At 68.6% G+C, this 10,484-nt stretch carries 8 protein-coding genes; 3 read left to right on the top strand and 5 right to left on the bottom strand.

Going from position 1 to position 10,484, the window contains the following annotated elements; translation table 11 throughout:
* Positions 1-20: 20 nt before the first annotated feature.
* Complete coding sequence (locus tag ABW137_RS36180; protein ID WP_526407849.1) at positions 21-569, bottom strand: YceI family protein; 549 nt, start codon at positions 567-569, stop codon at positions 21-23.
* A gap of 140 nt (positions 570-709) precedes the next feature.
* Here ABW137_RS36180 and ABW137_RS36175 point away from each other — a divergent pair, with 140 nt between their 5' ends.
* Positions 710-1,960, top strand: a complete 1,251-nt coding sequence (locus ABW137_RS36175; protein ID WP_526407847.1) for a threonine/serine exporter family protein — start codon at positions 710-712, stop codon at positions 1,958-1,960.
* A gap of 3 nt (positions 1,961-1,963) precedes the next feature.
* Here ABW137_RS36175 and ABW137_RS36170 read toward each other — a convergent pair whose 3' ends face one another.
* The gene (locus ABW137_RS36170; protein WP_526407845.1) at positions 1,964-4,561 is read right to left on the bottom strand and encodes a bifunctional FO biosynthesis protein CofGH; all 2,598 of its coding nucleotides are present in this window, start codon (positions 4,559-4,561) and stop codon (positions 1,964-1,966) included.
* A gap of 186 nt (positions 4,562-4,747) precedes the next feature.
* Here ABW137_RS36170 and ABW137_RS36165 point away from each other — a divergent pair, with 186 nt between their 5' ends.
* Positions 4,748-6,070: a hypothetical protein gene (locus ABW137_RS36165; RefSeq protein ID WP_526407843.1), complete on the top strand. Its 1,323-nt coding sequence runs from the start codon at positions 4,748-4,750 to the stop codon at positions 6,068-6,070.
* Between the two features lie 11 nt (positions 6,071-6,081).
* Here ABW137_RS36165 and ABW137_RS36160 read toward each other — a convergent pair whose 3' ends face one another.
* Positions 6,082-6,513, bottom strand: a complete 432-nt coding sequence (locus ABW137_RS36160; protein WP_526407842.1) for a hypothetical protein — start codon at positions 6,511-6,513, stop codon at positions 6,082-6,084.
* A gap of 100 nt (positions 6,514-6,613) precedes the next feature.
* Positions 6,614-7,513 carry an N-acetyl-1-D-myo-inositol-2-amino-2-deoxy-alpha-D-glucopyranoside deacetylase gene (gene mshB / locus ABW137_RS36155; RefSeq protein ID WP_526407840.1) on the bottom strand — a complete coding sequence of 300 codons (900 nt, stop codon included), beginning with the start codon at positions 7,511-7,513 and terminating at the stop codon, positions 6,614-6,616.
* A gap of 22 nt (positions 7,514-7,535) precedes the next feature.
* On the opposite strand from mshB, the gene ABW137_RS36150 reads away from it, so the two are divergent.
* A complete protein-coding gene (locus tag ABW137_RS36150; RefSeq protein ID WP_526407838.1) occupies positions 7,536-8,765 on the top strand; it encodes a chloride channel protein in 1,230 nt (409 codons plus the stop codon).
* 3 nt (positions 8,766-8,768) lie between these two features.
* On the opposite strand, the gene ABW137_RS36145 is transcribed toward ABW137_RS36150, so the two are convergent.
* Positions 8,769-10,484: ABC transporter family substrate-binding protein (locus tag ABW137_RS36145; protein WP_526407836.1), on the bottom strand; the 1,716-nt coding region annotated here is incomplete at its 5' end.

Below are 10,484 nucleotides of genomic sequence, written 5' to 3'. Positions count from 1 at the left end.
CCGCCGCGCCGAAATCCCTGCTAGCCCTTGTTGGCTTCGATCTCCAGGGTGATGGTGACCTTGTCGCCGACGACGGCGCCACCGGTCTCCAGCGGCATGTCGATGTCGATGCCGAAGTCCTTGCGGTTCAGCACGACAGACGCCTCGAAGCCTGCGACCGCGCCGTGGCCCATGCCGGGGTTGGTGCCGTTGAACTCCAGCGCCAGGCTGACCGGCTTGGTCACGCCCTTGAGGGTGAAGTCGCCGTCGAGCACGTAGTTGTCACCGTCGGCGCGGACGCCGGTCGAGACGAAGGACGCGGTGGGGTGGTTCTCCACGTCGAAGAAGTCGGCGGCCTTGATGTGGGCATCGCGCTGCTCGTTGCCGGTGTTGACCGACGCGACGTCGATCTCGGCGGTCACCGAGGGGGTGCCGTCCTCGGCCACGGTGATGGCGCCACTGAAGCCGCCGAATGTGCCGCGCACCTTGCTCACCACGAGGTGGCGGACGGAGAACGCGATCGAGGAGTGAACCGGGTCGATTGCCCAGGTTCCGGTGCCGAGATCAGTGGTCGATACTGCTGCAGTCATGGTGTCTCCTTGGCTCGGGTGCCGGACCGTCCCGGCGCCATCGCAGAGAGTAACCGGACCGCAGTCCGCATGTATTCCCGGGGCTGGGATCCTTCGGCGCGTCGGGACGGGCCAGCTAACTACCGCGTTACATTCGCGGGGTGAAAGCCGAGGACGGGGCGACCGAGGGCGCCATCGGTTTCATCGCACGGCTCGGGGCGACAATGGCCGGCGCGAACTACCCCATCACGATGGTTCAGCACACCATGCTGACCACCTCCGCCGCCTACGGCCTGGGTCACGAGATCCTGGTGCTGCCCAACTACGTGCACGTCGGCGGCACCGACAGCAGCGGCGACACCGCGCTGTACATCGCGCGGCCCGAGCACGATCTGCGCTATCACCAGACCTTCCCGTTGGCCCGCCTGGTCGCCCGCGCCCAGAACGGCGACGTATCGCCCGACGAGGGCATGGCCGAACTGGATCGCATCTACGCCATGCCGATGCGCTTCCCGGGCTGGGTCGGCGTCATCGGGTACGCGGTGCAGAGCGCGGGCCTGGCGTTGGTGTTGCAGCCCTCGCCGTGGGCACTGGGAGCGGCGCTGGCCCTGGGACTGGTGGTCGGCGTGCTGAGCAGGCTGGCACGCCCCAGCGACGCCTTCGAACAGCTGCTGCCCATCATCGGGGCGTTTCTGGTGGCGCTGATCGCGTTCAGCATCACCCACCTGCTGCACTTCGAGGTCGGCAGTCTGCGGGTCCTGATCGCGCCACTGGCGTATTTCCTGCCCGGCGCCGCGATCACCCTGGCTGTCATCGAATTGTCCACGCACCAGATGGTTTCGGGCTCCAGCCGATTGATCACCGGTTTCATGCGGATCGCCCAGCTGGCCTTCGGCATCCTGATCGCCGCCCAGGTGACGGGGATCGGCGACAGCAACCTCGTCGACAACCCGGCCAACCTGCTGGGCGCGTGGGCGCCGTGGGTCGGCGTGGTCGTCTATGCCCTGGGCACGACGCTGTTCTTCGGGCCGCCACGGGGATTCCTGCCGTGGATGGTGCTGATCCTGTTCGTCGCCTACACAGGGCAGGTACTCGGCGGCTGGCTGCTCGGCAGCTACGCCAGCGGGTTCTGCGGCGGCCTTGCCCTGACGGTCGGCGCCGCCGCGATTTCACGGCTGCCCAGGACGCCACCGACCATGGCGCTGATCCTGCCCGGCTTCTGGCTGCTGGTGCCAGGGTCACTCGGGCTCATCGGGATCACCGAGTTGGTCGGCAGTGACAGCAGCGCCGTCTTCGGCGCCACTCTGATCTCGATGATCTCGATCGCGCTGGGCATCCAGTCCGGCCTGCTGATCAGCCAGCTGGTCCGCCGGACCCGGGCCGGCGAGGATCAGCGGATCTTCCGGGCCTGACGCCTAGGCCGCCAGCGGCGCGTAGGTGGTGCTGCGCTGCCGGGTGGGCCGGTTGATCCCTTCGGCGATCTCGACCAATTCGGCGACCGTTTTGGCCGAGCCGTATTCGGAGCCGGCCATCCGGGAGATGGTCTCCTCCATCAACGTGCCGCCCAGGTCGTTGGCCCCGCCGCGCAGCATCACCTGGGTGCGTTCGGTCCCGAGCTTCACCCAGCTGGTCTGAATGTGATCGATCCTGCCGTGCAGCATGATTCGCGCCAACGCGTGCACCGCCCGATTGTCGCGATGGGTCGGACCGGGTCGCGCTCCGCCCGCCAAGTACAGCGGCGAGGACTGATGCACGAACGGCAGTGGCACGAACTCGGTGAACCCGCCCGTACGGTCCTGGATGTCGCGCAGCACGTTGAGGTGCCCCACCCAGTGCCGCGGGGTGTCGACGTGGCCGTACATCATCGTCGAGCTCGATCGCAGACCGACCTCGTGGGCGGTGGTGACGACCTCGATCCACGCCGAGGTCGGCAGCTTGCCCTTCGTCAGCACCCAGCGGACCTCGTCGTCCAAGATCTCAGCGGCCGTGCCGGGAATCGAGCCAAGGCCGGCCTCCCGGAGACTGATCAACCACTCCCGGATCGACGTTCCGCTCTTGGTGACGCCGTTGGAGATCTCCATCGGGGAGAACGCGTGCACGTGCATCGAGGGCACCCGCGCCTTGACCGCGCGAACCAGATCCGCGTACCCGGTCACCGGCAGCTCGGGGTCGATGCCACCCTGCATGCATACCTCGGTGGCGCCGGCGACGTGCGCCTCCCACGCCCGGTCGGCGACCTCGTCGGTGGATAGCGAGAACGCGTCCGCGTCGCCCTTGCGCTGAGCGAAGGCGCAGAACCGGCAGCCGGTGTAGCAGATGTTGGTGAAGTTGATGTTGCGGTTCACCACGAACGTGACGTCGTCGCCCACCACCTCGCGGCGCAGCGAATCCGCCAGGGCGGCAACGGCATCCATCGCCGGCCCGTCTGCGGTGGCCAGCGCGTGGTACTCGTCGTCGCTGCAGCCGGCGGGATTGCGCTCCGCCGAACGCAGGGCCGACAGTACGTCGGTGTCGATCCGTTCCGGGGCCCTTGCGGCGAGTTCGTTGACCTTCGCCCGGATGGACTCCCAGTCACCGAACGCACTGCCCAGGTCGCTGCGCGTCTCGGTCAGCCGACCCTCGGAGTCGATCGCCGTGTGCAGATCGGTCCGCCCCAACGACTCGGTCGCTTCGTCGGGCTCCTGCCACGGACGTCCGACGGGATTGATCTCCCGCGCGAAACCGCTATCGGGATCGGCGAGGGCCGCGACGTGGCCCTGCACCCGCGGGTCGATCCACGCCGCGCCCGCCTGAACGTACTGCGGCTGGGCCGTCAACCGCTGCACCAGGTCGTAGCCCGCCTCCGCGGTGACGTCGGCCAGCTCGTCCAACGCGGGCCACGGCCGCTCCGGGTTGACGTGATCCGGAGTCAGCGGCGACACGCCACCCCAGTCGTCCACGCCAGCGCCGATGAGTGCCAGGCATTCGTCGCGTGACACCAGATTCGGCGGCGCCTGGATGCGCATCTTGGGGCCGAGCACCAGTCGGGTGACGGCGATGGTCGCCAGGAAGTCGTCGATCCCAGCGTCCGCCGACCGCGCCATCGCGGTGTGCTCCTTGGCCCGGAAGTTCTGCACGATCACTTCCTGAACGTGACCGAACTCCTTGTGGGAGCGGCGGATCGCGTGCATGGTCTCGGCGCGTTCGGTGAGGTCTTCGCCGATGCCCACCAAGAGGCCCGTGGTGAATGGAATCGACAGTCGACCGGCGTCGTCCAGAGTGCGCAACCGCACCGCGGGATCCTTGTCGGGGCTTCCGTAGTGCGCGAGCCCCTTGGTCTCGAACAACCGTCGTGACGTGGTCTCCAGCATCATGCCCATCGAGGGCGCCACGGGCTTGAGACTCGACAGCTCCGACCAGCTCATCACGCCGGGGTTCAGGTGCGGCAGCAGTCCGGTTTCCTCGAGCACCCGGATCGCCATCGCTCGCACGTAGTCAAGCGTCGAGTCGTACCCACGTTCGTCAAGCCACTGCTTCGCCTCGTCCCACCTGGCCTCTGGACGGTCGCCGAGGGTGAAAAGCGCTTCCTTGCAGCCCAATTCGGCGCCACGACGGGCGACGTCGAGAATTTCGTCGGGCTCCATGAACATGCCCTTGCCCTGCGCCCGCAGCCGACCAGGCACCGTGACGAACGTGCAGTAGTGACACGTGTCCCGGCACAGATGCGTCACCGGGATGAACACCTTGCGGGAGTAACTGACCGGCAGCTTGCCCGTCGGACCGAGCCGACCCGCCGCGGTCAGACCCGCGTCGCGGACCCTGGCCGCGCTGGCGGTCAGATCCTCGAGGTCGGCACCACGTGCCGTCATCGCGATGGCGGCTTCCTCGACGTTCAGTGCGACGCCGTCGCGAGCGCGTCTCAAGACTCGACGGAGAGCGGCGGGAGTCGGCGAGGCACCGGGACCCGAGGTTGCAGACTTGGATGGGACCACGGGGCTGGGCAGATCGGCGCCGCGCTGGGGGTTCAGAGCCACTCCTCTGTAACCCCGGGGCTGTCGAGAATCATCCGCGGGTCTCACAATCTGAAACCAAGGCGCCTGGCATAGAGGTCACAGTAGTCGCACCCCGGCGACACGGGTGTGGCCCGTGTGCCAACCAATCGGCTGACACCCGCGTAAGTTCATCGCCGTCGGGACCTGTGGCGAAATGGAGTTCTGAGCATGCGCTTTTCCGTTCGTTCTCATCTCGCCGCCGGTCTGTGGGCGGTCGCCGCCGGGGTCATCGCGGTTCCCAGCGTGATACCCAGCGTGATTCCCCGTGCGATGCCTGAAGCCGTCGCGGCACCTGCACCGACCGCGCAGCGGGTCGCGTTGACCGCGTCGGTGCGCTCCCTCGTGGTCCAGCCACCGAACCCGGGGCGGTTCGCCAGCGCGGTCGCCGCCATCGAACGGCTGGACCCGGGGCGGGCGCAGGCTGGGTCGGGGCAGGCGCAGGCTGCGTCGGGGCGGAGCGCCAAGGCTGCCGTCGACCCGACCGGTCGGGCCACCGCCGTCCCTTCGCCGCTCGCCGTGGCTGCGCCGTTGAACGCCGCCTCGGACTGGATCACCTCGGGTTATCAGTTCATCCAGTACTGGGTGGACTACGGCGTGGAGCTGGCCGACTACGTGCTCCAGTTCATTCCCTACGGCTACCTGATCTCCGGCCAGATCAACATCTTCTACTACAACCTGATCCGGCCGATCGCCGACAGCGTCGTCTACGGGCTGATCAACCCCGTCGTCAACGATCCACTCAATCCCGCATCCTGGATCAACGGGTTTCTCTACGTAGGCCAGGCGACGGTGAACGCGTTGATCAACACCGGCATCGCCGAGCTCAACTACTTCTTCGGCTGGTTGATCCCTCCGATCCCCCCGATCCCGTTCGCGGCAACCGAGGCCGACCTCGCGCTGTCGCCGCTGTCCACGCTGTCCGCCGACTTGGAGTCGATGCCCGGCCCGACGGCGGCGAGGCTCGTCGACACCGCAGAGTCAGGCGATCTCACCGGTCTCATCGATCCCGACGCGACCACCGATCCGATGGAGACCGATAGCGACGCGACCACCGATCCCGAGCCACTCACCGACGAGCAAGTGGCGGTGGTCGACACCGCCGAATCCGACGTCGCCACCGAGCAGGCGTCCACGCCCCTCGTCGAACCCTCGCCGCAGGACGACGAGACCCTCGCGGCGGGCACCGAGAGCGAGAAGACCGAACCCTCGCTCGAAACGCCCACGACGACGTCGGCGGGCGGCGTGCAGGCCCAGGGCATCGTGCGGGGCAGCACCACCACGACGAACACGACCACCATCCCCACGACGGCGGCCGGTCAGACGACTCCGAGCAACGACGAGATCCCCGTCGAGGCGGGGATCGATCCTGTCGAAGCCGACCCGACGGCCAACGCCGGCGCCGACCAACCGGGGACTGAACCCTCAGGCGGCGGGCCCGAACAGAAGGACACCCAAGGCTCGGACAACCAAGGCTCCGACACCAAAAGCTAGGACACCAGGAGCTAGGTCGCGGTCCTGGCCGTCAGCCGAGACAACGCATACGCGGGCGGTCCGCCACCCAGCACGACGAACACCACCGGGGCGAACTGCATCACGCCCGCCCCGCTCAGCACGACGTCGCCACCGGGCCCCCCGATGGTCAGCCCCAGCGTTGTCGCCAGCCAGGCCCACAGGGGCAGCGCCGCCAACCGCGGCGTTGAAACCCATTGCAGCGCAGCCCAGACCAGCGCCACGTTGACCAGCCCACTGATCAGCCCGCTGACGGGCAGTGGGACGGCGCCGACGTAGAGCGGAAGCAGAAATGCGCCCGCGATCGCGGACAGGACGCCGTCAAGCGTCAGGACGGCGAGTACGACGATGCGCACCCAACCGGCGGAGCGATCGATCAGGTGGGGACGCTGTCCAGCAGTGAAACCAGGGAGCCGACGACCCACTGGTAACTGTCCAGACGGTCCTGCCAGTGCTGCAGGTTGGGATCCAGATCCGGGTCCATCGCCATCCCTTCCCGAGCTGCTGATTCCTCGACGAGTGTTGCTACGGAGCGTACCGCGTCTCATCCAGATTCAACCCCGCAAGGAGATCGGTTTCCCAGCCGCGTCCGTCGCGCTCTCCCGCCGACCCCTGCGCCAGCACGTAGTGTTCGCTGGTCGAGATGACCATCGCCATGTCGTTGGATAGTGCACACGCGCGGTCGCCCGGCTCGACGGTGACCTGGGTGACGTGGGCGCGCAATGCCGCGACCTTCGCGCCACGACTCTCGGGTGCCTCGACGACGGCGTCCACGTCGTCGTCGGCGTAGGTGTGGGGGAATTCGTCGGCCGCCACCAGAGTCCAGCCCGCGGGCAACTCGACGTCGGCCAGCGCACGCACCCCCTCCTCGACCGCGGAGTGCGCCGCCACCGTCCAGTAGAACTTCGGCACCTGCCACGGATCGCCCGGGTAATCGGGGCCCGCGGCCGCCGCTATGGCCGCGGTCGTCACCCGGTGAGCGTGGATGTGGTCGGGATGTCCGTAACCTCCGTTGCCGTCATAGGTGACGACGACGTGGGGCCGTTGGTCGCGGATCACTTCGACGAGGGCGCCGACGGCCTCCTTCGGGTCGGCATCGATGAACCTCTGCCGGGCGCGCGGTGCACTGCCGACCATGCCCGAGTCGCGCCATCGGCCCGCACCGCCGAGGAAGATCGGCGCGGCGACGCCCAATTGCCGTAACGCCAAGGACAATTCGCCGATGCGATAGCCGCCCAGCTGATCGGCGCCGTCGACCGCCAGCTGCGCCCATTGGTCACCGATCACCTCCCCCTCCTCACCAAGCGTGCAGGTCACGACGCGGACGTCGGCCCCGCGGGCGGCGTAGTGGGCGATGGTCGCGCCGGTCGTCAACGTCTCGTCGTCGGGGTGGGCGTGGACGAACAACAGCCGTGGCTTCTCCATCCACTCAAGATAGATTCACCCCGTGACGCGGCGCACCGTTGAGTACGCGTGCGCCGTCGTGGTCATCGGTCTGCTCGCAGGCGTCGCGGGCGCGGCGACCACGTTGTTGCTGCACGCCGTCGAACACGCGGTGTACGACTACTCGTTCGGCACGCTTCTGAGCGGCGTCGGCGACAGCAGCCCGGTGCGGCGCGCGATCGGGCCGATGGTCGGCGGCGCGCTGGCCGGCTTCGGCTGGTGGCTGCTGCGGCGCAGGGGTGACGTCCCCGGACTCTCGGCGACCATCACCGAGCACCGACCGCTTCCCAGGTGGCGGATGTCGATCGACGCCGTCCTGCAGGTCCTTCTGGTCGGCTCGGGCGCTTCGCTCGGCCGGGAAGGCGCACCCCGCCAACTCGCGGCGGTACTCGGTGATCTCGGAACCTCGCGATGGTCGCTCACGCCGCGGGACCGCGAGATCCTGTTGGGGTGCGCGGCGGGAGCCGGACTCGGCGCCGTCTACAGCGTCCCGCTCGGGGGCGCCCTGTTCACCGTGAGCATCGTGCTCAAGAGCTGGCATCCGCGGGTGGTCGGCACGGCGCTCATCACGTCGAGCCTTGCGGTCGCGGCGGCCTCACCCATCACCCACTTCGAGCACTCGTTGACGTGGCCGGACCCCGATCTCTCCTACCTGTTCATCGTTCTGGCGTGCGCCATCGCCCCCTTGGCGGTGGGCATCGGCTTCGCGTTCGACAAGCTGATGGCGCTGGCCCGATCCGCGCCGCGGGTCCGCGGCTGGACGTTGATCCCCGCCATCGGCTCGGCGGGACTCGCGATGGGGGTCTGCTCGATCTGGTTTCCGGAACTGCCCGGCAACGGGCGCAGCATCCTGACGGTCAGCGTGAACGCCAGCCTGACGCTCGGCGGCGCCGCGGTGATCCTCTTCCTGAAGCCGCTGCTGACCGCCCTGTTCCTGCGCGCGGGCGCGGTGGGCGGCATGATCACACCCGCGCTGGCTACCGGTGCGGCAGCCGGGTCGTTGGCCACGCTCATTCTGAATCAGTTGGCGGGCACGGACTTTCAGGTGTCGGCGGTCTCGCTGGCATGCGCGGCAGGCGTCCTGGCCATCACGCAGCGCGCGCCGGCGTTCGCCGCGCTCTTCGTGTGGGAGCTCGCCCGTCCGCCGCTGTGGTTGCTGGTGGTCTTCACGGCGGCGGCCTTCACCGCCCACGGCATCCGGGTGCTGCGCGAGCGAAACCCCGCCAAGCACTGAGCTTTACGGGCCCTTGACCCACTTGCCGGCGTCACCGACGATGCCGACGGGCACGGCACCCGTCAGGCTGACGTTCTGCACGTTGGGACCTGCGGCCACGATCGTGGTGTCCTGCAAGATCGGCAGCACCGTCGCCATGTTCCACAGCCGCGGCTCCACCGCGGTGATGACGTCGCCAATGGGCGTCGTGCCATCGAGAGCGGCGTCGATGTTCGGCTGGATGCTGCGATCACAGATGCCCGTCAGGTTGCTCGGGGCCTGCACCAGCTGATCAGGCCCGGCAGGCGCACTCGGCGCGGGCGGGGTCGCCGTCGGAGTCGACGCGGGGGTCGACGCGGCGGTCGACGACGGCGTGGTGGTCTGCGTGGTCGACGAGGCGGTCGGCGCAGGACCGTCGGCCGACGGGGTGGTCGACACCGACGTGGCCTCCAGCGCCGGGCACCCGTACCGAGAGGCCAATGCGGTCGCCAGATCACCGCCGGCTTGGTGCCAGCCCACGATCGCGTCGACCCGGTTCTGCGCCAATGCGTCGCCGTACAGCACAGGCGGGTCCAGGGCGAGCACCGACGCGGCGATGCCGACGCTGCGGAGTTGGTCGGCAGCGGTGTTGGCCACGGCCACCGACGTTGGATCGTTCGTGGCGACGCCGACGACGAACTTCATCTGCTCGCCGTCCTTGCTGATGCGGCCCCTGGTCGACGGCGGCGAACCGGGAGTCGGCTGCGGCGTGGGGCTGGTCGACGAGACCTCTTGCTCGACGGTATATCCGGACGCGGTGAGAAGGTCGAGGGCCGCTTCCTTCGTCATCGCCGGAGGCGACGTCGGCACGTAACCGGGGTCCGACGGCGAGCGCACCTGCGCCTGCGCCAGCGTGACGGTGTTGTCGCTGCCCGCTCCGACGGCGGCCAGCAGGTCGACGTCCAGAAGCCCGAGGATGGCCCTGCGGACCTGCGAGTCGGCGAGCTGGGGCTGTTGGCCACGCAGCGTCACCTGCATCACCCGCGGTGTCACGATGCGTGCGGTGCGCACGTCCGGGATCGCGCCCAGCTGGACGAACGCGGCCTGTCCGCCGTGCACCTGGGCCACCTGGGTGTCGCCGTTGCGGATCGAGTCCGCCAGCACGGCGGGTGCTCCCCCGCGCCGGAACAGGATCAGGTCGGGTTTGGCGGGCACGCCCCAATAGCGGTCGTTGCGCGCCAACAGGATCTCGTCCCGCTGGGGGTCGATGCTCTCGACGCGGAACTGGCCGCCGGTCACCGGAATCGCCCGCACCAGGCCCGCGGCGAACCCGCCAGGCACGTCCTTCACGATGTGCGCGGGAAGGATGTCGTTGAACAACTCCTTCCACGCCGGGTACGGCTGCGAAAAGGTGACGACCGCGGTCTTGCCGCCCTCGACCGACTGCACGCCGGTGATCAAGTCGTAGCCAGCGGGGTCGACCACCCCGGGCTCGCTGACCATCTGCCGCCACAGGTACCAGAAGTCGTCTGCGGCGATCGGCGCATTGTCGGTCCACTGCGCCTCGGGCCGGATCTTGTAGGTGACGGTGAAGGGCTTGTCGCTGGTCACTTCGGCCGACTCCAGCATGGTCGGGTCGAGTTCCCACCGCGAGCCGGTCGGTGAGTTCGGATCCGGGATCGGTCGGAACGAGCTCGGCAGGACCAACGACGAGATGGCGGCGTTCACCGGCGACTGATCCGACAGCAGGTGCGGGTTGAA

The sequence above is a fragment of the Mycobacterium sp. genome, from assembly GCF_040509115.1.
GTDB lineage: Bacteria > Actinomycetota > Actinomycetes > Mycobacteriales > Mycobacteriaceae > Mycobacterium.
This window is presented reverse-complemented; position numbering and strand designations above follow the sequence as displayed.

Bases quoted from the DNA above. Each gene is read 5' to 3' on its own strand.
- ABW137_RS36180 (WP_526407849.1), bottom strand. From the start codon at position 569: ATGACTGCAGCAGTATCGACCACTGATCTCGGCACCGGAACCTGGGCA.
- ABW137_RS36165 (WP_526407843.1), top strand. From the start codon at position 4,748: ATGCGCTTTTCCGTTCGTTCTCATCTCGCCGCCGGTCTGTGGGCGGTC.
- mshB (WP_526407840.1), bottom strand. From the start codon at position 7,513: ATGGAGAAGCCACGGCTGTTGTTCGTCCACGCCCACCCCGACGACGAG.